The sequence below is a fragment of the Streptomyces sp. PA03-6a genome, from assembly GCF_033792765.1.
Taxonomy (GTDB): Bacteria; Actinomycetota; Actinomycetes; order Streptomycetales; family Streptomycetaceae; genus Actinacidiphila.
In genome coordinates this window covers 1-591 of sequence record NZ_JARAVK010000629.1, presented here as the reverse complement: position 1 = coordinate 591, position 591 = coordinate 1, and the positions used below count along the sequence as shown (strand labels likewise).

The following is a 591-nucleotide window of genomic DNA, read 5'->3' as shown; positions in this document are numbered from 1 at the left end:
AACCACCTCTCCCCCCGCCTGTGTGACGAGCTGGAGGAGGCACTCGGCACCGGACCCGGCGCCATCGTGGTCGCCAGCCACGACCGCTGGCTACGCCGTCGGTGGCAGGGCCGGGAAGTTCGGCTGTCCCCTGGGCTCGCCCGGCGGACGAGCGGCATCAAGACTCGCTGACGACAATCACCGACCACCGCAGGCAGTCACTCGCCTCGTCCTCGGCATTGTCGGTATCGGAACCGGGCAGGGTCACGAACTCATCCAGGCCTCGCTCACGCCGCCATCGCTGCGCACTCGTCGCACAACCAACCGGCAGATCATGACGTCCGGCCGACGTACTAGGACTGTCCCCCAGCAGGATGGTCGGGGTGGTCGGGGCGGATGGCGATGTGGTCGGGTTCGAGTTCGAGCATGACGCGGTTGCGGATGTCGAGGGCGTGGGTGTAGTCGCGGGGGAGCTGGAGGCGTCCGGAGCGGTCGACGGTGGCGTATTCGCTGGCGTGGACGGTGGTGCGGCCTTCGTCGTCGACGCTGGTGCGGCGGACGACTTCGGAGGCGGTGCGGCCGTCGCGGATGGCGACGGTGCGGTCGACGGCG

Annotated in this window: 1 protein-coding gene and 1 pseudogene; one reads left to right on the top strand and one right to left on the bottom strand. The window is 69.5% G+C overall.

Going from position 1 to position 591, the window contains the following annotated elements; translation table 11 throughout:
* Positions 1-171, top strand: a pseudogene (locus PV350_RS46960) (ABC transporter ATP-binding protein); the annotation flags it as partial.
* A 161-nt stretch (positions 172-332) separates the two neighbouring features.
* Here PV350_RS46960 and PV350_RS46955 read toward each other — a convergent pair.
* A partial coding sequence (locus PV350_RS46955) for an AbrB/MazE/SpoVT family DNA-binding domain-containing protein (RefSeq protein ID WP_500339351.1) occupies positions 333-591 on the bottom strand: 259 nt, incomplete at its 5' end.